The sequence below is a fragment of the Sinorhizobium sp. BG8 genome (assembly GCF_016864555.1).
In the GTDB taxonomy this organism is placed as follows: domain Bacteria; phylum Pseudomonadota; class Alphaproteobacteria; order Rhizobiales; family Rhizobiaceae; genus BG8.
In genome coordinates, this window is record NZ_CP044011.1 from 1,423,893 (window position 1) to 1,450,045 (window position 26,153).

Here is a 26,153-nt window from a genome sequence, read left to right on the forward strand (position 1 = left end):
CGCATATTGGGGAGGCGAGCATGACAGGTGTGGTACTCAAGGATATCCGCAAGTCTTACGGTGCGGTGGATGTGATCCATGGCATTGATCTCGATATCAAACAGGGCGAGTTCATCGTATTCGTCGGCCCTTCGGGCTGCGGAAAGTCGACGTTGCTGCGCATGATCGCCGGCCTTGAGGAAATCAGCGGCGGCGTGATGACGATCGACGGCGAACGGGTCAACGAAGTGCCGCCCTCCAAGCGCGGCATTGCGATGGTGTTCCAGTCCTATGCCCTTTATCCCCATATGACCGTGTTCGAGAACATGGCGTTTGGCATGCGGATCGCCAAGGAGAGCAAGGAAGAGATCGACCGTCGCGTGCGCAATGCGGCCGAGATTCTCCAGCTCACCAAGTATCTGGACCGCCTGCCGAAGGCGCTCTCCGGCGGGCAGCGCCAGCGCGTCGCAATCGGCCGGGCCATCTGCCGCAACCCCAAGGTCTTCCTGTTCGACGAGCCCCTGTCGAACCTCGACGCAGCGTTGCGCGTGGCGACGCGCATCGAGATCGCCAAGCTCAGCGAGCAGATGCGCGACACGACCATGATCTACGTCACCCACGACCAGGTCGAGGCGATGACGCTCGCGGATCGCATCGTCGTGCTCTCCGCGGGGCATATCGAGCAGGTCGGAGCTCCCCTCGAGCTGTACGAACGCCCGGCCAATCTCTTCGTCGCGCGCTTCATCGGGTCTCCGGCGATGAACGTCATCCCCGCCCGCATCACCGCGGCCGGCCCTGCCACGACTGTGGAACTCAAGGGTGGGCGCTCGTCGGTGATCGACGCCCCGACAACGCCTTCCGATGTCGGGAAGCCTGCGAGCTTCGGCGTTCGTCCGGAAGACCTCAGGATCACGGATGGCGACGTCTTCCTGTTCGAGGGGACCGTTTCGATCGTGGAGGCGCTCGGCGAGGTGACCCTTCTCTACATCGAGGGCCTAGTCGAAAACGAGCCGATCATCGCGAAGGTGCCGGGCATCCTGCCAGTCAAGAGGAACGACAAGGTCCGCTTCACGGCCGACCGCGGAAAGTTGCATCTCTTCGACGAAGCCGGCAAGAGTTTCCGCGCCGTCTGACGCGCGGAATCTTCTTGGACGGAGACGCAGGAGCCGCGTGTTCAACCCGTTATTAAAGTTTCTCTCCTAGCTTCGGCAAAACGAAAAAAGCATGGGAGAACACCCCCGATGGTCAACCAGTCACCGGCTCCAAAGCAGCTCTACCTCAACAAGGAAGAATCCTTCATGTACGATCGGGAAAAGAAGTTCCCGATGGAGGATACCTGTAACGAGGCGCGCATCGAGTTCACGGAGAATGGTGGCATCGTCAATCTGGTTTCCCGCCGCTGCCAGATCATCAAGATCTCCAAGAGCGGGGCGATAATCGCTATCGCGACGAAGTTTCAGGTCCCGAAGAATTTCTACCTGGATATCCAGAGCGCCCGCATTCCGATGATCGGCTGCCTCGTCCAGCGCGTGCACGCCAACGACATCATCGAGGCGCGCTTCCTGCGCCTGCTGTCGGATCGCGACCTGAACCGCATCTTCGTCTACAGCACCCACAGAAATCACCGCAATCGGACGCTGGACATCTACAGCTGATCCGCGGACCGTCCGAAATGAAAAACACCCCGGCAGCGATGCGGCCGGGGTGTTTTTGTTTGTAGCGTCCGTTGCGTCAGTTGAAGAGCACGCTCGCGCCGCGATCCGCTGGCCCCGCGACCGCGCGGAACGGTGCGAAAAGCTCACGACCCATGCCAAAGGCATTGGCTTCGAGATCCACCGATGGGATCGGACGGACGGAAAGCGTTGCCTCGTCCACAAGCACGTTCAGCGTACCCGCCACCGCATCGAGGCGGATGATGTCGCCATTGACGATCCGCGCGATCGCACCGCCGTCGACCGCCTCGGGCGTCACGTGGATTGCAGCCGGAACCTTGCCGGATGCGCCGGACATGCGCCCGTCCGTCAACAGGGCGACGCGCTGGCCACGGTCCTGCAGAATGCCGAGAATGGTCGTCAACTTGTGAAGTTCGGGCATGCCATTGGCCTTCGGGCCCTGGAAGCGCACGACAGCCACGAAATCGCCGGTGAGTTCGCCGTTCTTGAAGGCCTCGTTCAGTTCCAGCTGGTCGTGGAATACCTTTGCCGGTGCCTCGATCACATGCCGCTCCGGCTTGACTGCCGAAATCTTGATGACGGCGCTGCCGAGATTGCCCGTAAGCATCTTGAGCCCGCCGGTCTTCTGGAAGGGCGCATCGATGTTTGCGAGAATTCTGGGATCGTGGCTGTGGGCGGGGGAGGGCTCCCTGAGGACTGCACCGTTGTCGCCGAGCTTCGGATCGATCGTGTAGGCGCTGAGCCCCTGGCCGTAGACCGTGCGCACGTCGTCGTGCAGCATACCGTCCTTCAGCAGCTCCTTGATCAGGAAGCCCATGCCGCCGGCAGCATGGAAGTGGTTCACGTCTGCAAGCCCGTTCGGATACACCCGCGCGATCAGCGGAACGATGTCGGAGAGGTCCGAGATATCCTTCCACGTCAGCACGATGCCGGCCGCGCGGGCCATGGCGATCAGGTGCAGCGTATGGTTCGTCGAGCCGCCCGTCGCGTGCAGGCCCACGACGCCGTTGACGATCGAGCGTTCGTCGATCATTTCGCCTGCCGGCGTGAATTCATTGCCCTGCGCAGTGATCGCCAGCGCCCGCTTGGCGGATTCCTTGGTCAGGGCTTCGCGCAGCGGCGTGCCCGGATTGATGAAGGAGGCACCGGGCATGTGGAAGCCCATGATCTCCATCAGCATCTGGTTGGAGTTGGCGGTGCCGTAGAAAGTACAGGTGCCGGGACCGTGGTAGGACTTCGATTCCGCTTCCAGAAGCTCGGCACGTCCGACTTTGCCTTCGGCATAGAGCTGGCGGACCCGCGCCTTCTCGTCGTTGGGCAGGCCGGACGTCATGGGGCCGGCCGGAATGAAGACGGCCGGCAGGTGACCGAAGGTCAGCGCCGCGATCGTCAGGCCCGGGACGATCTTGTCGCAGACGCCGAGAAATACAACAGCATCAAACATGTTGTGGGACAGTCCCACGGCGGCTGCCATGGCGATGAGGTCGCGGGAGAACAGGGAAAGTTCCATCCCCGGCTGGCCTTGGGTCACGCCGTCGCACATGGCCGGGACACCGCCTGCGACCTGCGCGACGCCGCCCGCCTCGCGGGCCGCCTGCCGTATCAGCTCCGGGTAGGTCTCGAACGGCTGGTGAGCCGAAAGCATGTCGTTATAGGAGGTGATGATGCCAAGGTTCGGCACGCGGTCTCCCGCGAGCGCCTCCTTGTCCGAGGGGGAACAGACTGCAAATCCATGGGCAAGGTTGCCGCAGGACAGAACCGAGCGGTGAACGCCTTTCTCCGCGGCCGCCCGTACCCGGTCGAGATAGGGCTCTCGGAACGGCCTCGATTGTTCGACGATGCGCTGCGTGATCGCTTCTATGCGGGAATCGGCGGACATGGGAGTATCCTGACTTTTTCGATTGCGTTGTCACATGTAGCGATCCGGAAAGGTTCCGGATTCTGGGTCCTCTATGGGTGGCCCCGCCGAGGGCGTTGCCGATTACCCCAATTCAGGGCGCCCAGTAGATATCGATCGGGGTCTCCGCCCGGCGGAGCATGGCGCGGATCGGCATGTCGGTCTCCTCGCCTGTCTCGTTTGCCCGGTCGAGAACATCCTTCTTGCCCTGTCCCTCGATATGGAGAACGAGAAGACCGGCGTCCTGGAGGCTGGAGAACGTGAAGGTGAGGCGCGGTTCGCCGGCACCTTCTGCTTCCATCTCGATCACGCTGCGCGGCGTCCCGGCAGAGAGTGCCTGCGCCAGATTGGTGCCGCCCGGGAAGAAGGATGCGGTATGCCCATCCGTTCCCATGCCGAGGATGGCGACGTCGAAGGGACAGCCGATCGCGGCGGTCTCTCGCGTTGCAATCACGGCTGCTTCCGCAGCAGTTGCCGCCGCATGATAGAGCGGCATGAACTGAGCCCGCGCGGCGACATTTTGCAGCAGATTGTCGGCGACGAGCTGATGGTTCGAACGCGGATTATCGGCCGGAACGAAGCGCTCGTCCACCAGCGTCACGATGACCTTGTCCCACGCGATGTCACGCGTGGAGAGAGCCTTGAAAAAAGCCTTCGGAGTCGAGCCACCCGATACGACGAGTGAGGCCTTGCCGCGCTCGGCGATCGCCTTGGAAAGGGCTGCGGCAACCGCGTCTGCAAGGCCCTCGGCCAACGCCGGCCCATTGGAGAAGCTGTGGAATCTGGAGGTCATTTCCGTTCTCCGCCTCACGTCTCATGCCACGTGCGGCCGTCGCGCTCGATAAGCGCGATCGCCTGGCTCGGGCCCCAGGTGCCGGCAGTGTAACCCTGCACCTGCTGACCTGTGATTTCCCAGGCCTTGAGGATCGGGTCGACCCAGTGCCATGCGGCCTCGACTTCGTCGCGGCGCATGAACAGCGTCTGGTTGCTTCGCACCACGTCGAGAAGCAGGCGTTCGTAGGCGTCGGCGTTGCGCACGTCGAATGCTTCGGCAAAGCTCATGTCCAGCGAAACGTTGCGAAGGCGCATGCCGCCCGGGCCGGGGTCCTTGATCATCAGCGACTGCTTCACGCCCTCGTCAGGCTGAAGGCGGATGATCAACTGGTTGGCATCGATGCGGCCTGCCGCAGCGTCGAAGATCGAATGCGGGATCGGCTTGAAAGTAATGACGATTTCCGACATGCGGTTCGCCATCCGCTTGCCGGTGCGGATGTAGAAGGGAACGCCGGCCCAGCGCCAGTTGCCGATCTCGGCCTTGATGGCGACGAAAGTCTCCGTGTTGGAAACGCCGCCTTCCAGTTCCTCCAGATAGCCCTTTACCGGGCCGCCGGAGGAAGCGCCGGCGCGATACTGGCCGCGAACGGTCAGGCGCTCGACATTGTACTGGTCGATCGGCTTCAGCGCGCGCAGCACCTTCAGCTTCTCGTCGCGCACGGCTTCCGCATCCATCGAGGTCGGAACCTCCATGGCAACAAGGCAGAGAAGCTGCAGGATATGGTTCTGCACCATGTCGCGCAGCGCGCCCGCCTTGTCGTAGTAGCCTGCGCGGCTTTCAAGTCCGACCGATTCAGAAACGGTGATCTGGACGTGGTCGATATGGGCAGAGTTCCAGAGCGGCTCGTACAGCGCATTGGCGAAGCGCAGCGCCATGAGGTTCTGCACCGTCTCCTTGCCGAGATAGTGGTCGATGCGGAAGATCTGCTCTTCGCGGAAGACCTTGCCGATCGTGTCGTTCAGTTCTGTCGCGGATTTCAGGTCGCGGCCGATCGGCTTTTCGACCACTATGCGGGTCTGCTTGGTGATCAGCTTGTGATCGCGGATCCGTTCCGAGATGTCGCCGAAGATTGCGGGTGCAACGGCCAGATAGAAGGCGCGGACGCGTTCCTTGCCTTCTTCCAGCAGGGACTTCAGCTTGTCCCAGCCCTGCTCGGACTTGGCGTCCACGGACACGTAGAACAGCCGGTCGGTGAAGGCCTTCACTTCCTTGTCGTCGTATTCGCCCTGCTTCAAATGTTCCTTCAGGGCGTCGGCGGCGAACTTGCGATACTCTTCATGCGTCAGAGCCGCACGGGAGGCGCCAATGATGCGTGTCGGATCGGAAAGTTGGCCTGCGAGCTGGCGGTGGTACAGTGCCGGGAGGAGCTTGCGTTCCGCAAGGTCCCCCGTACCGCCGAATACCACATAGTCGAAGGGTTCAACGGGAATGATCTGGCTGCTCATTGGAATTCTCGATCTGGTTCGGGTTGACGACTTTATATTCTAATCGATTTAAAAATGCCAGACCGCAACGCAACAAAATCGTCGCACCCGACTCGATCAGAGCTTGTCGCGAAGGGCATACCAACTGAGAGCCAGGAACAGAAGAGGCGTTCGGAAACGTGATCCCCCGGGAAAGCCGTGATCTTCAGGGATTTCAGCACGTCGAGTTCGGCACTGCCGCCGGTGAGCGCTTCCGCGTAGAGTTTGCCGCAATAGTTGGACAGCATCACACCGTGACCGGAATAGCCGCCGATCGTGGTAATGCCGGGCATCACCTCCCGCACATAGGGCCGCCGCGGCATGGTAATGCCCACGGATCCGCCCCAGGCGTGAGTGAGCTCTACATTGGCAAGCTCCGGATAGATCTCGACGATCTGCCGGCGAATATGGATCGTGATGTCGCGCGGATTGTCGGCGGTGTAGGCCTCGCGTCCGCCGAAGAGCAACCGCCCGTCGCGGCTGCGGCGGAAGTAGCGCACGACAAACCGAGAGTCCGATACAGACTCCCCGCCCGGAATGACGGCGGGATGGGTATTGAGGACGGGCGTCGCTCCGATGAAGGATCGGATCGGCATGACATGGGCTGCCGTACTCGGCTCGAGATTGCCGATATAGGCATTGCAGGCGATCAGCGCACGGTCCGCGGTGATCGTGCCCCTCGGCGTGGTGATGACCGCCCTGCCACCAATCCTGTCGATCTTCGTGGCGGGCGTCATTTCGTGCAGCACGGCACCCGCGGCAGCCGCCGCCCGGGCGATACCAACGAGCAGTTTCATCGGGTGAATGTGGCCGGTCCCTGTATCCCGCACGCCGAAGATGTACCGCTTGGACCCGAGGCGCTCCTGGGTCTCCGCCGTGTCCATGAACGTCGAGTAGCGATAGCCGTAGCGCGTCGCGGCGATTTCCGGATTGGCCCGGAAGTCCTTCTCCTCGCTGCGCTTGTGGGTGACGTTGAGGTGTCCCGGCACATATTCGATGTCGATGTTCTGCGCGCCCGCGAAATCGTGGATGTGTCGCTTGGCGTTCTCCGCCAGATCGAACAGCGCCTTCGATCGTTCGAAACCGATTTCCTCCTCCACTTCCTCCGGCCATGAACGCTGCCCGGTGCCGAGCTGGCCGCCATTCCGTCCGGAGGCGCCGTCGCCGAACCGGTTCGCATCAATCAGCACGACTCGGACACCCTTCCGGGCGAGGTTGAAGGCGGCCTGCAGCCCGGTAAAGCCGCCGCCGACAATCGCGACGTCCGCGTCACAGGAGCCGTCCAGGGGAGCGTATTCGGGCCGCTCCCCGACGGTTGCCTCGTACCAGGAGATGCCGGGGGAAATGGGGCTTTGCCAGGACATGAGAAGGTCTTTCAATATATAGGGAATGGATCAAAAACGGTCGTAGGGACCGGGAGCCGGCTGCAAGGCTTGGAGCAATGTGAAGCGCGTGGCGACCCGGTTCGCCCGGAACGAGGGTCAGACGTTCAGCAACAGGAACTCGCGCTCCCAGGGGCTGATCACCTGCATGAAGGTCTCGAACTCGCCGCGCTTCACGCCGGCATAGAGGCCGATGAACTCGGCGCTCAGCACGTCGGCGAGGGCCGGATCGGATTCGAGCAGCGAAACTGCCTCAAGGAGACCGCGCGGCAGTTCGATCGATCCCTCGTTGGCGGTGTCCTCTGTCGGCGGGCTGGGCTCGACGGCGTTCATGATGCCGAGTAGCCCGCAACCGAGCGAAGCGGCAAGCGCCAGATAGGGGTTCGCGTCCGAACTCGGCAGCCGGTTCTCGATGCGTCGGGCTGCAGCGTCGGACACCGGAACGCGGAAAGCCGTCGTGCGGTTGTCGTAGCCCCAGGCATTGTTGACGGGCGCGGACATTTCCGGCGTCAGGCGACGGTAGGAGTTCACGTATGGAGCCATCATCACCAGCGCCTTCGGGACGTACTTCTGCATGCCGCCGATGAAGTGGAAGAACTCCTTGGAGGCCGACCCATCCGGATTGGAGAAGACGTTCCGGCCAGTTTCGGTCTCGACGACCGACTGGTGGATGTGCATCGCCGAGCCTGCCTGTCCCTGCATCGGCTTGGCCATGAACGTTGCATAGATGCCGTGCTTCAGGGCTGCCTCGCGGATTGTGCGCTTGAACATGAAGACCTGGTCGGCGAGCTCGATCGGATCGCCGTGGCGCAAGTTGATCTCGAGCTGGGCGGGCCCTTCCTCATGGATCAGCGTATCGATCTCGAGCCCCTGCTTCTCCGAGAAGTGGTAGATGTCGTCGATGAGCTCGTCGAACTCGTTGATCCCTGCGATCGAATAGCCCTGCCCACCGAGGATCGACCGGCCGGAGCGACCCTTCGGCGGGTGCAGCGGATAGTCGGGGTCGTCGTTCATAGCGACGAGGTAGAATTCGATTTCGGGCGCGACGACCGGGCGCCAGCCGCGTTCGTTGTACATCCGCACGACGTTCTTGAGCACGTTTCTCGGCGTATAGGGGACCTGCTCTCCCGTGGAGCCGACAATGTCGCAGATGACCTGCGCCGTGGGATCGCTCTCCCAGGGAACGACCGAAAGGGTCGAAAGGTCGGGCACCAGCTTGAGGTCGCTGTCGCGCGGCTCGTAGCGGAAGTTGCCGGTCTCTTCCGGGTACTCGCCGGAGATCGTGTGCCGGTAGAGTGCCGATGGAAGCGCCAGCGACGTGTTGGATGTGAACTTCGACGAAGGCATCATCTTGCCGCGCGGCACGCCGGCAAGGTCGGGGGTGATGCACTCAATGTCCTCGATGCCTCTGAGCTTCAGCCAGTCCGCCGCTTCTTTCCAAGACTTCACGCCGCGCGCCGCGGTCAGGGAGGGAGGTATTTTGGAAGAACGGCTGACTTTCTGGATTGTGCTGGCAACGGTCTTTTTTGAGGGCATGACACACCGGGTTTGGTTTCGGATAACGCATCATAACCGGAGTTTGGGTGTTGGCTAGGGGCGCCGCGCTGAATGAGAGGGCGCCAGATGCCCGCAAACGCGGGATTCTGCCACTCTGCGGATGGCGACCGTTGACTTTGTGCGTCGGCCGGGAAAGGAAGGCGGAAACAAAGAGAGGCGTGCTTGAAGAAGAAACGGGATGTTGTCGTGATCGGCGCCGGTGCTGCGGGCATGATGTGTGCCATCGAGGCGGGCAAGCGCGGGCGCAGCGTGCTGCTGATCGACCACGCCAAGGCGCCGGGCGAGAAGATCCGCATCTCCGGTGGCGGGCGCTGCAACTTCACCAACATCAATGCGCAGCCGAAGAACTTCATTTCGCGCAACCAGCATTTCTGCAAGTCGGCGCTCGCGCGCTATACGCCTCGCGATTTCCTCGATCTCGTCGAGCGCCACGGCATCGCCTGGCACGAGAAGACGTTGGGTCAGTTCTTCTGCGACCATTCGGCGAAGGACATCATCGCGATGCTCCTCACGGAAATGCGCGCTGCTGGAGTGGAACTGCGGTTGTCGACGCCGGTCAGCGCCATCGAGCATGGGCCCGACGGGTTCCGCATCGCCACGGACGACGGAACGGAGCACGCGTCGTCCCTGGTCATCGCGACGGGCGGCAAGTCCATTCCCAAGATGGGAGCGACCGGATTTGCGTACAGGATAGCCGAACAGTTCGGGCTGGGGCTCGTCGAGACGAGGCCGGGCCTCGTTCCCCTGACCCTCGATCCGGCGATGCTGGCTGCCCACGGGGAGCTTCCGGGCGTTTCCGTCGAGGTCGAGGCACGCCACGACAAGACCACGTTTCGCGAAGCGATGCTCTTCACCCATCGCGGGCTCAGCGGTCCGGCCATTCTTCAGATCTCCTCCTATTGGCGCGAAGGCGACGAGATCGCGTTGAAGCTGGTTCCGGACATATCGATTCCCGACGTGCTTTCAGGCGCCCGCCGTCAGAATGGCAGGCAGGCCGTGCATACGCTGCTCGGTGAACATCTGCCGAGAAAGCTGGCGCAGCTCGTGGTTTCCCAGAGCGGCATCGACGGGCAGCTCGCAGACCTGTCCGGCAAGCGTCTGGAAACGCTGAACGATCGCATCGTCAACTGGCGTGTACGCCCCGCGGGTTCCGAAGGCTACCGCACCGCCGAGGTGACGCTCGGCGGAGTAGACACGTCTGATCTCGATTCCCGCACGATGGCGGCGAAGAACGTTCCCAACCTCTACTTCATCGGTGAGGCCGTCGACGTCACCGGCTGGCTCGGGGGCTATAACTTCCAGTGGGCCTGGGCATCGGGCCATGCGGCCGGCCAGGTCGCCTGAGTGAGACGGCTTCCGGTCTTTACACTCCATTAAGAGCTGTACCCGATCATGCCGGGACAAGTCGGCGTTTCCGCGTCCGATTGCGCGTCAGGTGCAGACGACGGGCGGAAATAACATGATGTGGGTCGGCTGGCCGGATCAACCGGGCATTTTCTCTTGTCAACGGAGTATTGCCATGCCTGCCAAACCCAGACTTGCCGCCCGCGCCGTAGCCATTGCTGCCGGAGTAGATCGTCGCCGCGCTGTTTTGATCGCGCTCCACTGCGTGACCGCAGCGCTTCTGACCGCTACCGTTGCACTCGCCGCGCTCGATCTCTTCTGACCTGCCCATGCCCGATTGTAACGGGCGGTGCCACCCCGGCGGGCCGGCCGCGCATTTCCCTGCGTCGTAGCATGGATTGTTAAATATTGGCGGAGATTATCTAGTCATACTTTTCCGGAACCGAGCTCCCGCATGAAGAAGGGCGCGTCGTTGCAATGATTGCCTCCCGGATTCGCGGTCAGTCCGCATGCCCATCGCAAAGCCGGTGGACTGGCCTTAGGAGACCCGTAAAAGCGGGCAGGGGGGACGGCCGCCGATAGGAGGTCGCTCGCCATGTTCATTGATAGAATTCTTGCACGCTTCAAGATCCAGACGAAGGTCATCTTCTTTATTCTCCCCTTTGTCGCCAGCATATGTGCCGTTGGCTTCACGGGTCTCTATGCGTCGGGCCTTCTTCAGGGACGAATGGAGATTTCCAACAGCGTCCTGCAGTCGCTGAGCGGCTTCAAGGACGTCTATGCGGGCATGAACCAGTTTCTGCAGCATACCTCGGAAGACACGCGCGCAGCCGTCACCGACAAGCTAGCCGTCCAGCAGGAGGTCCTTGCCGACACCATGGCGCACCTCGTGGACGACCAGGGACGCGCGGAACTGCAGCGGGCCGTGGATGGCGGCACGCAGATCTCCGCCCGCATCGACGGACTGTGGAAGCTCTACGAGGATGAGCGGGCACTGAACGACGCGATCACCGTCGGCCTCAGCGGAATGCTCTCCGAGCAGATGAAGATCCTTGACGAAGCCACCAAGATGGAGCGCAACGTTCGCAAGGACGAGGGCTCTGCGAAGGACATGCTGCGCGAAGCCGACCGTCTGACGTCTGCCGCCGATGCCCTGACCGCCTTCAGCAGCGCCGTCTCGCGCGCCGCCGCTCCCGAGGACAAGTTGCAGGTCGTCGCCAAGGGATACGACGAACTTCTCAAGGTGCAGCGTAAAATCTCCTCCGGTCTGCCGGCGAACCAGAAGGCCGTGGTCGAGACTTACAAAACCACGCTCGCCGATATCAAGGCGGCCGTGGACGCCGAAGGGCTTGTCGCGGACAAGGCCGCTGCCGTCGGTCGGCTCGTCGCGCGCTTCCGTCAGACGAGTATCCAGCTGCAGGTCGGCGCGGCCGCCAAGATGCGGGAAGCGACGAAGACGTTCGGCCAGCTCGATGCTCCGCTCGTCAAGGCCGACGCGATCCTCACCGTGACGCGCAAGCTGGTAACCTCCGTCTATGAAATTCGCATCGTTGCCGCCGCGTTGCTCGCAAAGCCGGACGAGGAGGCTCACGCTCGTCTGCTGCGTGAATTCGCCGTCATGCGTGCCGGAATGGACACGCTCGCGCAGACTGCAAGCGACCTTCCGTTCTTCAGCGGTCTCGGCGGCAGGATCAAGCCGGTTCTGGACGACATGGAAACCAAGAGCGGCGCGCTCGTCGATATCAGCAAGCAGCGTCAGGTCGAGTTCGCCGCTGCGGCGGGTGAGATCGACAGCATCTGGAACCAGCTTACCCGCTTTGCGGAAGAGCAGAAGACGAGCGCCGGCGTGGAGCGCGACAAGGCCAACCAGGTCTCCATGTTCACGACCATCCTGGGTATCGCGATTGCCGTCATTGCCGGCGGCGCGCTGGTGCTGACGCTCAAGGGGCCGATTGGCCAGATCACCACGGCCATGCGTCGCCTTGCCGACGGCTTCCTCGACACGGGTATCTCCGGCGAGGCGAGGCAAGACGAGATCGGCGACATGGCCCGCGCGCTCGGCATCTTCAAGGAAAATGCGCTTTCGAAGATCCGGGTCGAGGAGGAGAGCGAGCGCCAGCGTTCCGCAGCCGATGCCGAGCGTCTGCGCAACGACTCCGAGAAGCAGGAAATGGACCGCCAGATCGACTTCGCCGTCAATGCGCTTGCCTCCGGTCTCGGCCGCCTTGCGCAGGGCGATCTGTCCCGCCAGATCGACACGCCCTTCACCGGCCGCCTCGAGCAGCTGCGTCAGGATTTCAACGTGTCGCTCGTGCGTCTCCAGGATACGCTGGGGCAGATCCGCGGCAACGCGCAGTCGATCCAGCAGAAGGGCGCGGAAATGCGCCACTCCGCCGACGACCTCTCGAGACGGACCGAGGCGCAGGCGGCCTCGCTGGAAGAGACCGCTGCCGCCGTCGAGCAGATCACGTCGACGGTCCGCTCTTCCGCCGACAGGGCGCATGAGGCGAACCTCGTCGTGGGCGAAACCAAGCGCAGTGCGGACAATTCAGCGGCTGTCGTCGGCAATGCGATCGCCGCCATGGGACGCATCGAGGATGCCTCCAGGCAGATCGAGCAGATCATAGAGGTCATCGACGATATCGCTTTCCAGACCAATCTTCTGGCCCTCAATGCCGGGATCGAGGCTGCGCGTGCAGGCGAGGCGGGCAAGGGCTTCGCCGTGGTTGCGCAGGAAGTTCGCGAACTCGCACAGCGTTCTGCGGAAGCCGCGCGGGAGATCAAGGGCCTCATCAACAAGTCCACGCAGGAAGTGAACGCCGGATCGCATCTCGTTCAGCAGACGGGGGCGGTGCTTGCCGCGATCGGCCAGCAGATCGTCACCGTCAGCCAGCATGTCGACATGATGGCTACGGCAAGCCGAGACCAGGCCGTCGCGCTGCATGAAGTCAATGGCTCCGTCAACCAGATGGACCAGATGACCCAGCAGAACGCGACGATGGTCGATATGACCACGGCCGCGACCCGCCAGCTCGCAAGCGAGGCGGACACACTGATGATGCTGGTGGAACAGTTCCGCTTCGAGAGCGAGGATTCAAGGCAATACGGCCAGGAGTACCGCGCCGCCTGATCGTCTCGTACTAGTCCCGAAAGAGCCCGGCTTGCCGGGCTCTTTCTTTATTGGCCGACTAAATTTGCTGCGTCGCAAAAAGTCCGGAGAGAAATTCAATTTTTCTTATAAATTGATAACTATCAATTCCGGGTCATCTCGGAGTTTTCAATGTTTCAAGCGATCAAATCCTCAGTCGCATACCAGTACGTAGCCATGACGATCGCGCTCGTTTTCCTGAGTGCAGCGGTAATCGTCGGTGTGATGCACTACAATCTCAGAAGCTACGTCCTGTCGGAAGCGGCGGACGATGCGCGCGAGGCCGCCCGCACCATGGCCGTGCTCTACGGGGCCGCGAACGAGGGGGCGAGGATCGATATTCAGGCCGGGCATCTCGGCGCCGTCGGCTCTGAAGCCATTCCGGAGTTCGCCGATCACGGTCTCGTCGATCGCACGGCGCAGGCGATCGACGGTGTCGCGACCATCTTCACGAAACAGGGGGCCGATTACGTCCGCGTCTCCACAAACGTGAAGAAGGAAGACGGCAACCGGGCTATCGGCACGAAGCTTGCGGCGGATCATCCGGCCCAGGCCTCCCTGGCGACGGGAGAGGCCTATTTCGGCCCCGCCCAGCTTTTCGGCAAGGAATTCATGACCGGCTACTACCCGGTGAGGAATGCCAAGGGCGACAACGTGGGCATGCTCTTCGTCGGCATCCCCATGGAAGTCTACTTCCACAAGATCAATGACCTCCAGTTCCTCGCCATCGCCGCCGGCCTGGTTTCGATGGTGCTCTTCGGTTTCCTCGCTCTGGTGGCCATCCGCTATGCCGTCCGGCCGCTACGCGCGCTCATCGGCGCTGTGCACAGGATTGCAGACGGCAAGCTGGACACCGCAGTCCCAGGGCTGGAAAAGGCCAACGAATTCGGCCAGATCGCCCGCGCGTTGTCGGTCTTCCGGGAAAATGCCGCAAGGAAGATCGAGGTCGAACAGCAGGCAGCCGCCCGCAATGCCGAAGTCGAAGCCGAGCGCGCCTTGAGCGATGCCGAGAAGCGCGAGATCGACAGCCAGATCGAATTCGCCGTCGGCGAACTCGCCGCCGGCCTTGGCCGACTGGCGCAGGGCGATCTCTCGCAGGAGATCCGGACCCCGTTCGCCGGGCGCCTCGAAACGCTCCGCCAGGATTTCAACGCGTCGCTCGGACGCCTGCAGGATACGCTCGGGAGGATCCGGGCGAACGCCCATGCGATCCAGGACAACGGCACCCGCATGCGCCACTCGGCGGAAGAGCTTTCGAAGCGCACCGAGTCCCAGGCCGCATCGCTGGAGGAAACGGCTGCGGCCGTCGAGGAGATCACGGTCACCGTCCGCTCCTCCGCCGACCGCGCGCATGAGGCCAACATGAAGGTCGCCGCGACCAAGAGGAGCGCCGATGACTCCGCCAATGTGGTGGCGAACGCGATTGCCGCCATGGGCAGGATCGAAGACGCTTCGCGCCAGATCGAGCAGATCATCGAGGTCATCGACGACATCGCCTTCCAGACCAATCTTCTCGCGCTCAACGCTGGCATCGAGGCGGCGCGCGCGGGGGATGCCGGAAAGGGTTTCGCCGTCGTGGCGCAGGAGGTGCGGGAACTGGCGCAGCGGTCGGCGGAAGCGGCCCGTGAAATCAAGGGCCTCATCGACAAGTCCACGCACGAGGTCGGCGCCGGCTCCGCGCTCGTGCAGGAGACCGGTGCGGTTCTGGCGGCCATCAGCAGCCAGATTGTTGCCATCAGCCAGCACGTCGAAACGATCGCTACCGGAAGCCGAGACCAGTCGGCCGCCCTTCAGGAGGTCAACGGTTCGGTCAACCAGATGGACCAGATGACGCAGCAGAATGCGTCGATGGTGGAAGAAACGACGACCACGAGCCGCGAACTGGCCGGCAAGGCCGACGATCTCATGCGACTGATCGCGCAGTTCACCTTCGAGACCGCCGGCATGCCACACCAGTCACGGCGCGCCGCATAGGTGCTTGCTGGCCCAGCCTTGCAGCAGAGGTAGAGAAGAAAGCCCGGCGCGAACGTGCCGGGCTTTTTCTTTGTCGTATTGCCGGGGCATGACTTCCGGAAGAGGAAGCCGGCTTCGGGCAGCCTGCATGAGAACGATGCTCCCATGCGCGCAAGGCGAACCTGTTGAGCAGCCAAAGCCTCAGGCGGAAAGTCGCCTCACGAGTATACGGCTTGCCCGACCGAGCCGTGCCAATAGTCGGGGGCGGGCCGCTTGCGCGCCCGGACGGTGTTTGCGCCTGTCCTTCGCCAGCATGTCGAAGAGTAGTGCCATGCACATCATGTCCTGCATCGTGACCTCCAGGGACAAAGCGGCGGCCACGGCGCCTGCTTGGGCCGCACCGGCTTTGAAAGGTTGGGAATGACGGCCGGGCCGCCTGAACAGCAAGAAGCTTATTCCGCAAAAAATGATGTGCAAACGCAAGAAATCGCCTTATGTTTTTCATTTATGAAAGACATCGATTGGGATGCTTACAGGACCTTTCTTGCCGTCGCGAGCCATGGAGGCCTGACGGGAGCCGCCCAGGCGAGCGGTCTCAGCCCGGCGACGGTCGGCCGGCGCGTGCTTGATCTGGAGCAGGAGATCGGCAAGCAGCTGTTCATTCGTAACCAGACCGGCTATCGCCTGAACCCGGACGGCCAGGCGCTTTTCGAGCAGCTTCAGGAGATGGAGGCCGCGGCCCGCAAGGTCGAGGACTGGCGACAACGTGCGCGCGGCTCCAGCGTCGTCCGGCTGCATGCCGGCACGTGGATCACCTGGCTCATCTGCGAGAACATTGCGGCCATCTGGGTCGACCAGGACGATTTCACGCTCGACATGTCTGTCACGGAGCGGCGTGCGACCCTCTCGCACCGGTCAAGCGACGTCGGCGTTCGCGCCGTTGCTCCCGAGGAGCCCCACCTTGCCCTGCGCAAGGCGGGGGAGGTGGCATACGCGGCCTATCGCCAGCGCAACGCGCCGCCCTCGCGCGCCTTCCGCTGGCTGGCGGTGGCACAGGAAGATGCGATCTCTCCCTATCTTCGTTGGCCATATGAGCACAGGGCGGAAGACGTAGGCCTTGTCGTCAGTCGCCCGCGCTCGCTGCTCGATCTGGCGCGATCCGGTGCTGGCATTGCGGTTCTGCCGTGCTTCGTCGGTGATCTCGATCCGACACTCGAACGGGCCGGTGGAGAAATCCGGGCCCTGCGTCATGAACAGTGGATCGTGACCAATACGGAGGATCGGCACAGAAGGGATATCCGCACCGTGTCGGAGCGCCTGTTCAAGCTGGTGAAGAGCCACGCGGACCTCTTCGCGGGCCGCCGTGCGAACCGCAGCGGCTGAATACGCAAAGACCCGGCGGGAGGCCGGGTCTTCATTCTCGTATCCTGTCCGGGCTATGCGGTTAGCCGCGGGCCTTCGCCTGCACCGTTGCAAGTCGCCGCTGCATCCGCTGCATCGCCGTCGTGGCTGCGATTGCGCAGAAGACGCCCAGAAGCGCGACCATCACGCGCGTCCCTGGGTGACGATGACGGGGATCATCAGGTCGCCCCAGTTGCCGGTGCCGCCGTGGTGGCGGGCCGAGCGCACGAGCTCCACCGAAATTCCGGCCTCGACCGCCTTCATGACGGATTGGTTCAGGCGATGGAGATCGTTTGCCAGCATGCGGATCATGGCCTGCTGGTCGGGTGTCATCGCCGACGACTGTTCCTCTGCCCGCTCCTTGACGCGTGAGATCGATGTCATGGTATTTCTCCTCTCTCGGGGTTCTTGAATTCCGGTCCTCCCTTCCGCTCCGCAGAGGTGAAGGGAGGCAGTCTGTTACTCCGCGGCGGGGCGGAACTGGTCGTGTTCGGTCGATTCCTTCATGGCGGTCGTCGAAGACCGTCCGCCGGTAATCGTCATTGATACGGCATCGAAATAGCCGGTGCCGACCTCGCGCTGGTGCTTGGTCGCGGTGTACCCGTTTGCCTCGGCATCGAACTCCGCCTGCTGCAGTTCGGAATAGGCGGCCATCTGGCGGTCCTTGTAGCCGCGGGCGAGTTCGAACATGCCGTAGTTCAGCTGGTGGAAGCCGGCGAGCGTGATGAACTGGAATTTGTAGCCCATCGCACCCAGCTCCCGCTGGAACTTGGCAATCGTCGCGTCGTCCAGGTTCTTCTTCCAGTTGAACGACGGCGAGCAGTTGTAGGCGAGCAGCTTGCCTGGATGCGCCTTGTGTACCGCTTCCGCGAACCTGCGTGCCTGTTCCAGATCGGGCTTGGAGGTCTCCATCCAGATCAGGTCGCAATGGGGTGCGTAGGCGATCGCCCGGGCGATGCAGGGCTCGATCCCGTTCCTCACTTGGTAGAAGCCTTCCGCCGTGCGTCCCGCCTCATGATCGACGAAGGGCTGATCGCGCTCGTCGATATCGGACGTCAGAAGCTTTGCGGCCTCGGCGTCGGTACGGGCGATGACCAGCGTCGGCGTGCCCATGACGTCGGCGGCGAGCCGGGCGGCGTCGAGGTTGCGGATATGGGCCGCCGTCGGGATCAGCACCTTGCCGCCGAGATGGCCGCATTTCTTCTCAGAAGCCAGCTGGTCTTCGTAGTGGACGCCGGCGGCACCTGCCTCGATGAAGGCCTTCATGATCTCGAAGGCGTTGAGCGGTCCCCCGAAGCCTGCCTCCGCGTCGGCGACGATCGGCGCGAACCAGGTCTCGACCGAGAGACCCTTGCCTTCCTGCGTTTCGATCTGGTCGGCGCGTTGCAGGGTCCGGTTGATGCGCTTGGCAAGCTCCGGCGCGGCATTCGCGGGATAGAGCGACTGGTCGGGATACATTGCGGAGGCGGTGTTTGCGTCTGCCGCAACCTGCCAGCCGGAGAGATAGATCGCCTTCAAGCCGGCGCGCACCATCTGCATGGCCTGGTTGCCGGAAAGCGCGCCGAGCGCATTGACGAAGTCCTCCTCGTGGATGAGCTTCCACAGCCGGTTTGCGCCCATCTCTGCCAGCGAATGGCGGATCTCGACCGAGCCGCGCAGCCGCTTGACGTCTTCGGCCGTGTAGGGACGTTCGATCCCGTCAAAGCGGCCCTGCGGTGCGGTGGGAACGAGATTGTAAAAGTCAGTCACACTATCCTCCATCTGTTTTCTGTCGCAGTCTGTGGCGCATCGCGCCGTAACCTGTTTGATGTGACAATATTTACAGTGCGCCGCAAAAACGGTCGAGAAAATACTGTAAATCCCGATGATGAAAGAGGTTATGCTGTGTTGTGTTTGACAAACGTGCGGTGTAAATTTGTAAAAACTGTAAATAGTCGATCGCACGCGAAAGCAGTCGATTTGTGTCAAAGGATTGACAATGGCGGAGAGCAAGATATTTGCCGGACCCAAGGTTCGCCGGATCCGCAACGGCCTCGGTCTCACGCAGACCGCCATGGCCGAGGCGCTGTCGATTTCGCCGTCCTATCTCAATCTGATCGAACGCAACCAGCGTCCGCTGACAGTCCAGCTCTTGCTGCGCCTCGCCTCGGTCTACAAGGTTGATCTCGAGGGCCTGCAGGGGGAAAGCTCGGGAAGTGCCCGGCAGCTGCGTGAGGTCTTCGCCGATCCGCTTCTTGCCGGTGAGGTTCCTGCCGACCAGGAACTGGTGGAGGCCGCCGATGCGGCTCCCAATGTAACCGCGGGCATTCTCAAGCTCTATCGCGCCTACCGGGAACAGACGGAGCGTTTGTCGGATCTCGCCGATCTGCTCGCGCGCGAAGGCCATGCGACCTCGATTTCAGCGGCGCGCCTGCCAATGGACGAGGTGCGCGAGACGCTGGAGCAGCGGCCGAACTATTTTGCCGCGATCGAGGAGGCCGCCGAGCGCTTCCACGCCACGCTCGCACCGGGCGATGACCTCGCAGGCGCAATCAAGGCCTGGCTGAAGAAGGAGCACGGTGTCGTCGTGCGCCTGCTGCCGGTCCATGCCATGCCGGGCCTGCGCCGCCGCTTCGACCGCCATTCCATGCGCCTGTTCCTGTCCGAGCGCCTCTCTCCTTATGACCAGCTGCGCGAGATCGCCATGGAATCTGTGCAGATCGCGCTGCAGGACGAGATTTTCGCCGAACTCGACGCGCTTTCACTTTCCAGCGCCGAGGCGCGCCGTATCGCCCGTTTCGAACTGGCCCGCTACGCGGCTCATGCGCTCATGATGCCCTATGAACCCTTTCTGGCTGCAGCCCAGCGCTCGCGATACGATGTGGACATACTTCGCTCCCGCTTCAGCGTCTCGTGGGAGCAGGCGGCAAACCGCCTGACCATGCTGCAGAAGCCCGGTCAGTCAGGTGTTCCCTTTTTCATGCTGGAAGTGGATAGCGCCGGCAACCGCTTTCGCCGTGCGGGCGCCCAGGGCTTTCCGGCCGCGCGTTTCGGGGGCGGCTGTCCCAAGCTCAACGTCCACGCCGCATTCGCCCAGCCGGGGCAGGTCCTCGTGGACTGGGTGGAAATGCCTGATGGTTCGGAATTCCTCGCGGTCTCCCGCACGCTTGAAGGTCCCCAGGCCGCTTTTGGTGAAAGGGTCCGCCGGACCGCCTTGCTCCTTGCCTGCGATGCCGCGATTGCCGGGGAAACCGTCTACGGCTCATCCGCGGGAAAAGTAACCGCGGTTGCGATCGGAGCCGCTTGCCGCCTCTGTGAGCGACAGGGCTGCCTGGCGCGCGCGGAGCCTCCGCTCACGCGACCGCTCGGCCTGGATGAAATGGTGTCCGGACTGAGCCTGTTCGACTTCCAATGAGCTATGCTTGATTTTCCCTTACCAAAGCCATCTGGATATGATAGGAATTGAAAAAATGTGATACCAATTGATCTGTATTGCATTGCAGAATGACGCTTGTCCGGGGGTAAAAAAACTCCATAATCGAGGGAACCCCGCTAAGTGGAACAACCGAGGCAAGAAATCAAAACTGGGAGCATAATGAATGAAAAGACGTAATTTTCTGGCCGCCACTGCCGTGTTCGCGTTGAGCGGTCTTGTAAGTGCGCAGGCATTCGCAGAAGACAAGGTCGTCAACGTCTACAACTGGTCAGACTATATCGACGAGTCCATCCTAGAGGATTTCACCAAGGAAACCGGCATCAAGGTCGTTTACGACGTCTTCGACTCGAACGAGACGTTGGAAACCAAGCTGCTTGCCGGTGGTAGTGGATACGACGTCGTCGTTCCTACGGCGAACTTCCTCCAGCGCCAGATCCAGGCGGGCGTTTTCCAGAAGCTCGACAAGTCGAAGCTGCCTAACCTCTCCAACATGTGGGACGAGATCTCTACGCGGGTCGCCACCTACGATCCGGGTAACGAATACGCGATCGACTACATGTGGGGTACCACGGGCGTCGGCTACAACGTGAAAAAAGCCAAGGAAATCCTCGGGACCGACGCGGCTCCGGGATGGGAGGCCATCTTCAACCCGGAGATCGCAGCCAAGTTCAAGGACTGCGGCATCTACGTACTGGACACGCCGGAGGAAGTCGTGCCGGCTGCCTTGAACTATCTCGGGCTGGACCCCAACAGCAAAAGCCCCGACGACCTGAACAAGGCGAGCGATCTTCTGATGAGCGTTCGTCCGTTCATCCGCAAGTTCCACTCTTCCGAATACATCAACGCCCTTGCAAACGGCGACATCTGCCTGGCTCTTGGCTGGTCGGGTGACATCCTTCAGGCCCGCGATCGGGCGAAAGAGGCAGGTTCTGGCGTTGAGGTGAACTATTCGATCCCGGATACGGGCGCCCTGATGTGGTTCGATATGATGGCGATCCCGAAGGATGCGCCGCATGTCGAGGAGGCTCACGTCTTCCTCAACTACATCATGAAGCCGGAAGTCATTGCCAAGGCGTCGAACTACGTATTCTACGCCAACGGCAACAAGGCGTCGCAGCAGTTCATCGACAAGGCCGTGCTGGAGGATCCGGCGATCTATCCGCCGGAGGCGGCCGTGGCAAAGCTTTACACCAAGTTGCCCTATGACCCGAAGACGCAGCGGCTCGTGACCCGCATATGGACAAAGGTCGTCACCGGCCAGTAATCCCAGAGTTCGAATTGCCCGGAACGCTCTTCCGGGCAATTTTCTGTCGCATGCCAAGAACAATATTTGGGGAACGGTATGAAATCTCTCGGCAGTATCCGGCGGTCGTTCGCGCCCTGGACGGACCCAAGCGCTAAGCCATTCATTTCATTCAAGAACATAACCAAGAAATTTGGCGATTTCACCGCCGTCGACGATCTGACGCTCGACATCTACCACCGTGAGTTCTTCGCGCTCCTCGGCGCGTCGGGTTGCGGAAAATCGACGCTGCTGCGCATGCTCGCCGGCTTCGAGCGGCCGACCTCGGGAGAGATCATACTCGACGGTCAGAACATCGCGGACATCCCGCCCTACAAGCGGCCCGTGAACATGATGTTCCAGTCCTATGCCCTCTTTCCCCACATGACGGTGGAGGGCAACATCGGCTTCGGCCTGCGCCAGGACGGCATGCCCAAGCCGGAGATCGCCGAGCGCGTCGCGCAGATGCTGAAGCTCGTCAAGCTCGAGCAGTTCGCAAAGCGCAAGCCGCATCAGCTTTCCGGCGGTCAGCGGCAGCGCGTGGCGCTCGCCCGCTCGCTCGCGAAGCGCCCGAAGGTGCTGCTCCTCGACGAGCCCCTCGGTGCGCTCGACAAGAAGCTGCGCGAGGAAACGCAGTTTGAACTCATGGACCTGCAGCAGGAGCTCGGGCTCACCTTCGTCATCGTCACGCACGACCAGGAAGAAGCCATGACGATGGCGGACCGCATCGCCGTCATGAGCCACGGCAAGGTCATCCAGGTGGCGACACCGGCGGAAATCTACGAGGCGCCCAATTCCCGTTTCGTTGCCGACTTCATCGGCGATGTGAACATCCTGGAAGGCAAGGTCGTCGCGAACGGTGACGGCAAGGTCGAGATCGCGACCCAGGACGGCTTCACCGTCCGGGCGACAAGCTCTTCCGCGCCGCCTGCAGGAGCGAGCGCCGGCTTCGCAGTGAGGCCGGAGAAGCTCAGGGTCAGCCGGTCCGCCCCGGCCGACGGATCGCGCAACGCGACGACAGGCGAGATCTGGGACATCGGATATCTCGGCGACATGACCGTTTTCCACGTCAAGCTCGACAGCGGCAAGGTGGTCAAGGCCTCCATGCTCAATGCCCAGCGCGAGGTCGAGGATCCGATCGCCTACGATGACAAGGTCTGGGTTTCCTTCGCGGAGACCGCTGGCGTCGTGTTGAAGGATTGAGCCCATGCGCAGGATCGGCAACGCCATCTCCAGCCGCCTGGTCATCCTCGTCCCCTACGCCTGGCTGATCATCTTCTTCCTGATACCGTTCTTCATCGTCTTCCGCATTTCGCTCTCCACGACCGCGATATCGCAGCCGCCCTACGAGCCGGTTTTTGCTTTCGCCGATGGAATTGCGGGATCGATCGAGAAGCTCAGGCAACTGACGTTCGACAATTTCGTGTGGCTGACGGAGGATGCGCTTTACTTCAACGCCTACATCTCCAGCCTGTGGATCGCCGCACTGTCGACGCTCTTCGCGCTGCTGATCGGATATCCGATCGCCTATGGCATGGCGCAGGCGCCCCGCACCTTGCGGCCAACCCTGCTGATGCTGGTGATCCTGCCGTTCTGGACGAGCTTCCTGATCCGTGTCTATGCATGGATCGCCATTCTCAAGCCCGAGGGAATGCTCAATCAGTGGCTGATGTGGCTCGGCGTGATCGACGAACCGCTGATCATCCTCAACACGAACACGGCGATCTACATCGGCATCGTCTACTCCTATCTGCCCTTCATGGTGTTGCCGATCTATTCCGCACTGGAGAAGATGGACCACACGCTGGTGGAAGCTGCGGAAGATCTCGGCTGCCCGCCGCTCGCCGCCTTCTGGAAAGTGACCTTTCCGCTGTCCCTCGCGGGCGTGGTGGCCGGGTGCATGCTCGTTTTCATCCCCGCGGTGGGCGAGTTCGTGATTCCCGATCTTCTGGGCGGCTCCGAGACGCTGATGATCGGCAAGACGCTCTGGAACGAGTTCAACGCGAACCGGGATTGGCCGGTGTCGGCGGCAGTCGCGACGATCCTGCTGCTCATCCTGGTGGTGCCGATCGTGTTCTTCCAGAATGTCCAGGCCAAAGCCGACGAGCAGGGGAGGTAGGCCATGCCGAGATGGAGCCGTTTCAACATCATTTCCGTCGTGCTCGGTTTTGCGTTTCTCTATTTGCCGATCGTGCTGCTGGTCGTCTTCTCCTTCAATGAATCGAAGCTCGTCACCGTCTGGGCGGGGTTTTCGACCAAGTGGTACGTCTCGCTCTTCAACAACCAGGGCCTCGTCGATGCGGCCTGGGTGACGATCCGCGTGGCGCTGCTTTCGGCTACGGTCGCCACGGTTCTCGGCACGATGGCCGCCCTCTCGCTCGTGCGCTTCACGCGCTTCCGCGGTCGGTTGCTGTTTTCGGGAATGGTCTATGCTCCGCTGGTCATGCCGGAGGTCATCACCGGCCTTTCCCTGCTGCTGCTCTTCGTCGCCATCGGTTTCGACCGCGGATTTTGGACCGTGACGCTGGCACACATCACACTGACCATGTGCTTCGTTGCGGTCGTGGTGCAGTCACGCCTGCTCTCGTTCGACCGATCGATCGAAGAGGCGGCCATGGATCTCGGGGCGACGCCGCTGCGTACGTTCCTGGAGGTGACGCTGCCGGTGATCGCTCCTGCCGTCTTCTCCGGCTGGGTGCTGGCCTTCACGCTGTCACTCGACGATCTGGTGATCGCAAGCTTCACTTCGGGCCCGGGCGCCACGACGCTTCCGATGAAGATCTACAGCCAGGTGCGCCTTGGGGTCACACCCGAAATCAATGCGGCCTGCACGATCCTCATCGGCATCGTGACTGTTGGCGTCATCATCGCTTCGATCATGACGAAGCGAAGGGAAACCCAGAAGCAGCGGGACGAACGCGCAGCCTTTGCCGGTATCTGAGGAGGCGCCCTGTTCAGGGCGCTTTCGTCAGCAGGGAAACCGGCGAAATCACCGGGTCCGGCCATGATCCGCCCACGAAAAAGCTGACGGTGGGCTTCACCACCGTCGCATCCGACTGCGGGTTGTCCGCAATCGTGCCGGCGAGTGCGACGCTGCCGGTGCGATAGGGCACAATGCCGGAGAAGGTGAGCGTCTTGTCAGCCCCTTCCAGCTTTGCCCTTCTCACTTCGGCCAGGCCCCGGTCGATCTTCGCCTCGAAATCGCCGGTGGTGAACTCGAAGACGCCGTTTGTGGCTTCGCTCATGTTGAAGAAGCGGTTCGCGGCGACGAGTTCCTCGAATGACTGCCGGTTGAAGCCCGTCAGGATCCCGTTGCCCATCCGCAGCCGTACGACACCCGACACGTCGGAACTTGTCGTCGCCCACAGGGGACGGTCGGTGGAAAGTTCGAAGTCCGCGGTCGCCCGCCCGACGGGCAACGGGCCGGTGAGGCCGAGCGTGTCGATGATGGGCGCGAGGTCGACACCTGAAAGCGTCATCTGCAACTGGCCACCGCTTTCGAAACCGCGATCGGCAAGCGCTATGCGCCCGCTCATGCGTCCACCCATGAAGGTGCTGTCGCCGATGTCGAACGATGCGCTGCCGTCGCCGATCCTCAGACCCGCCGCGACGTCCTCCAGCGCGAAGGGGTCGAACGTGGCCTTCTGGGCCGAAAGGCGCAGATCCACTTCGAGCTGCGATGTCAGCGAGGCGTCGTGATCCCCTTGCGCCGCCTTTGCGGAGCCGGGAAGCGGCGAAAAGGCGGAGAGGAGGGACCTCAGATCGATCTCGTCGAACGCGAGCGTTCCCCCGATCCGCGGTGGCGTCTGGGGTTTCAGATGAAGGTCGAGGACGCCCGTCGCATTCGCATCCTGCAGCTTGAGTTCGAGGTCGTCCAGCTTGACTGAATAGCCCGTGCTGTTCAGCTTGGCATCCAGGCCGATCTGTCCGAGTTTGCCGACGGCCGAAATGTCCCGGCCCTGCCACGCGAGGAGATGTCCGAGCGATGGCGTGCTCAGTTGCAGGCTGCCGGCAAAGAAGGTGTTGCCGGAGAGGCTCCCCACGCCTTCAAAGCTTGCGTTCATCGGATCAGAGGAAAGAGACGTCTTGATCGCGGCGTTGAGCCCGGAAAACAGGGTCAGCGGCCGATCGCAGACGAAGGTCCACTCGGTAACTTCCCCATTCAGGACGCCCCTCAGAGAGACATCGAGGCTCCGATCCATGCGCGGCCAGCGGATCGTGCCGTTGAGGTCGGTGACGTGATGCTCGACGTTCCTGGTGCGGTCGTCGATCCGTGCCTTGCCATCGACGATTGTCAGCGTGCCGATTCCGCGATCCGTCTCCACGGACTGATTCTCATCGTTGCTTCGAGCGGCGGTAATCGCGTCCATCAGCCAGCCGTTCGCACGCCAGTTGAAGGAACCGTCCTCATGACCAACAATCAGGATATCGGGGCGAACGAGTTCGATTTCATCAAAGTCGAGCCTGCCGCGAACGGCGTCGAGGAGGTCAAACGTCGCCGAGATCCGGTCAGCGGTCGCCAGCTCTCCGCTGTCTCCGCCGGAGCGCGTCAGCTTCACATCGCGCAACGTCACCGTGGGATATGGCCAGAACTCGATCTGCGGAGGTGCTCCTGCTTCGAGGCGCGCCCCGGTCCATGCGGCGATCGCCTCCTGCAGGTCCTCTTCGATGGCGGCGGTCGGAACGAGAAGCGGCAATGCCAGCCGGCCGGCCAGGAACACGACGGCGATCGCCGCAGCGGCGCGTATCAAGAACTTCCCGCGAAGAAGGCTCTGGTATTTCATAGACTTTGTGGACCTCGTGCTCGCTGAAGTGCGAACGGTG

General features: G+C 62.2%; 19 protein-coding genes and 1 pseudogene. 12 read left to right on the forward strand and 8 right to left on the reverse strand.

Translation table 11 applies throughout. The features are described 5' to 3' along the window. Window positions 1–20: 20 nt before the first annotated feature. Together ugpC and F3Y30_RS06635 are read left to right on the forward strand one after the other, a co-directional pair. Entirely contained in the window at window positions 21–1,112 is a 1,092-nt protein-coding gene (gene ugpC, locus F3Y30_RS06630) for a sn-glycerol-3-phosphate ABC transporter ATP-binding protein UgpC (protein WP_203425697.1), read from the forward strand. 108 nt (window positions 1,113–1,220) lie between these two features. Next, window positions 1,221–1,634, forward strand: a complete 414-nt coding sequence (locus F3Y30_RS06635; protein WP_203425698.1) for a hypothetical protein — start codon at window positions 1,221–1,223, stop codon at window positions 1,632–1,634. Window positions 1,635–1,710: 76 nt separating this feature from the next. Here F3Y30_RS06635 and edd read toward each other — a convergent pair whose 3' ends face one another. From edd to F3Y30_RS06660, 5 genes and pseudogenes are all read right to left on the reverse strand, one after another. Next, on the reverse strand, window positions 1,711–3,531 hold the full coding sequence (edd, locus tag F3Y30_RS06640) for a phosphogluconate dehydratase (RefSeq protein ID WP_203425699.1): 1,821 nt from the start codon (window positions 3,529–3,531) through the stop codon (window positions 1,711–1,713). A 112-nt stretch (window positions 3,532–3,643) separates the two neighbouring features. After that, window positions 3,644–4,342 (reverse strand): 6-phosphogluconolactonase, encoded by a 699-nt coding sequence (pgl, locus tag F3Y30_RS06645; RefSeq protein ID WP_203425700.1) that lies wholly within the window; start codon window positions 4,340–4,342, stop codon window positions 3,644–3,646. Window positions 4,343–4,356: 14 nt separating this feature from the next. Next, complete coding sequence (gene zwf, locus F3Y30_RS06650) at window positions 4,357–5,829, reverse strand: glucose-6-phosphate dehydrogenase (protein ID WP_203425701.1); 1,473 nt, start codon at window positions 5,827–5,829, stop codon at window positions 4,357–4,359. 96 nt (window positions 5,830–5,925) lie between these two features. Continuing rightward, a pseudogene (locus F3Y30_RS06655) lies at window positions 5,926–7,211 on the reverse strand (FAD-binding oxidoreductase). A gap of 117 nt (window positions 7,212–7,328) precedes the next feature. After that, window positions 7,329–8,765, reverse strand: coding sequence for a glutamine synthetase family protein (locus F3Y30_RS06660; RefSeq protein ID WP_203425702.1), 1,437 nt, complete (start codon window positions 8,763–8,765; stop codon window positions 7,329–7,331). Window positions 8,766–8,948: 183 nt separating this feature from the next. Between F3Y30_RS06660 and F3Y30_RS06665 the strand changes: the two genes are divergently transcribed. The 5 genes from F3Y30_RS06665 to F3Y30_RS06685 all read left to right on the forward strand — a co-directional run bounded on the left by F3Y30_RS06665 (window position 8,949) and on the right by F3Y30_RS06685 (window position 16,614). After that, a complete protein-coding gene (locus F3Y30_RS06665; RefSeq protein ID WP_203425703.1) occupies window positions 8,949–10,130 on the forward strand; it encodes an NAD(P)/FAD-dependent oxidoreductase in 1,182 nt (393 codons plus the stop codon). Between the two features lie 175 nt (window positions 10,131–10,305). Continuing rightward, entirely contained in the window at window positions 10,306–10,452 is a 147-nt protein-coding gene (locus F3Y30_RS06670; protein WP_203425704.1) for a hypothetical protein, read from the forward strand. Between the two features lie 273 nt (window positions 10,453–10,725). Further along, a complete protein-coding gene (locus F3Y30_RS06675) occupies window positions 10,726–13,260 on the forward strand; it encodes a HAMP domain-containing methyl-accepting chemotaxis protein (protein WP_203425705.1) in 2,535 nt (844 codons plus the stop codon). A gap of 150 nt (window positions 13,261–13,410) precedes the next feature. Continuing rightward, on the forward strand, window positions 13,411–15,252 hold the full coding sequence (locus F3Y30_RS06680; protein WP_203425706.1) for a methyl-accepting chemotaxis protein: 1,842 nt from the start codon (window positions 13,411–13,413) through the stop codon (window positions 15,250–15,252). Window positions 15,253–15,738: 486 nt separating this feature from the next. Next, window positions 15,739–16,614, forward strand: a complete 876-nt coding sequence (locus tag F3Y30_RS06685; protein ID WP_203425707.1) for a LysR family transcriptional regulator — start codon at window positions 15,739–15,741, stop codon at window positions 16,612–16,614. Window positions 16,615–16,776: 162 nt separating this feature from the next. Here the strand turns inward: F3Y30_RS06685 and F3Y30_RS06690 are convergent, their stop codons facing one another. Next, window positions 16,777–17,016, reverse strand: a complete 240-nt coding sequence (locus F3Y30_RS06690; protein ID WP_203425708.1) for a hypothetical protein — start codon at window positions 17,014–17,016, stop codon at window positions 16,777–16,779. Window positions 17,017–17,091: 75 nt separating this feature from the next. Then, window positions 17,092–18,381, reverse strand: coding sequence for an isocitrate lyase (gene aceA, locus F3Y30_RS06695; RefSeq protein ID WP_203425709.1), 1,290 nt, complete (start codon window positions 18,379–18,381; stop codon window positions 17,092–17,094). A gap of 229 nt (window positions 18,382–18,610) precedes the next feature. Here aceA and F3Y30_RS06700 point away from each other — a divergent pair, with 229 nt between their 5' ends. The 5 genes from F3Y30_RS06700 to F3Y30_RS06720 all read left to right on the forward strand — a co-directional run bounded on the left by F3Y30_RS06700 (window position 18,611) and on the right by F3Y30_RS06720 (window position 24,270). After that, entirely contained in the window at window positions 18,611–20,026 is a 1,416-nt protein-coding gene (locus F3Y30_RS06700; RefSeq protein ID WP_203425710.1) for a helix-turn-helix domain-containing protein, read from the forward strand. A gap of 184 nt (window positions 20,027–20,210) precedes the next feature. Next, window positions 20,211–21,311, forward strand: a complete 1,101-nt coding sequence (locus F3Y30_RS06705) for a polyamine ABC transporter substrate-binding protein (RefSeq protein WP_203425711.1) — start codon at window positions 20,211–20,213, stop codon at window positions 21,309–21,311. A gap of 78 nt (window positions 21,312–21,389) precedes the next feature. Then, window positions 21,390–22,532, forward strand: a complete 1,143-nt coding sequence (locus tag F3Y30_RS06710) for an ABC transporter ATP-binding protein (RefSeq protein WP_203425712.1) — start codon at window positions 21,390–21,392, stop codon at window positions 22,530–22,532. Window positions 22,533–22,536: 4 nt separating this feature from the next. Next, window positions 22,537–23,448: an ABC transporter permease subunit gene (locus F3Y30_RS06715; protein WP_203425713.1), complete on the forward strand. Its 912-nt coding sequence runs from the start codon at window positions 22,537–22,539 to the stop codon at window positions 23,446–23,448. A gap of 3 nt (window positions 23,449–23,451) precedes the next feature. Then, complete coding sequence (locus tag F3Y30_RS06720) at window positions 23,452–24,270, forward strand: ABC transporter permease subunit (protein ID WP_203425714.1); 819 nt, start codon at window positions 23,452–23,454, stop codon at window positions 24,268–24,270. A gap of 13 nt (window positions 24,271–24,283) precedes the next feature. Here F3Y30_RS06720 and F3Y30_RS06725 read toward each other — a convergent pair whose 3' ends face one another. Then, on the reverse strand, window positions 24,284–26,080 hold the full coding sequence (locus F3Y30_RS06725) for an AsmA-like C-terminal region-containing protein (protein ID WP_203425715.1): 1,797 nt from the start codon (window positions 26,078–26,080) through the stop codon (window positions 24,284–24,286). Between the last annotated feature and the right edge of the window lie 73 nt (window positions 26,081–26,153).